The organism is Ewingella sp. AOP9-I1-14 (assembly GCF_052375995.1).
Lineage (GTDB): Bacteria > Pseudomonadota > Gammaproteobacteria > Enterobacterales > Enterobacteriaceae > Ewingella > Ewingella allii.
The window spans coordinates 1-207 of record NZ_JBQSVA010000052.1 but is presented as its reverse complement, the minus strand read 5'-3'; the positions used below and the strand labels follow the sequence as shown (position 1 = coordinate 207).

Sequence of the window (207 nt, the reverse complement as noted above, 5' to 3'; positions counted from 1 at the left end):
CTTTTTTCAACTTCTGATGGATGCGAGTGATTGAACTCATACATTAATGTTTTCCCACGAAGTCTTTTTTCAGGTAAGCCTTGGTAATGATACCAACGTGTTGATTTCGTATTTTCACTGACACCAGGATCATCCTGATGTTACAAGGATTGAATGACTACAGATTAAAATAGTCATCAACAGGTTGACAGCATTACCCAGAATATC

Annotated in this window: 1 pseudogene; it reads right to left on the bottom strand. The window is 37.2% G+C overall.

The features are described from left to right. Positions 1-83, bottom strand: a pseudogene (lacA, locus tag ACT3RT_RS23115) (galactoside O-acetyltransferase); the annotation flags it as partial. Positions 84-207: the final 124 nt, after the last annotated feature.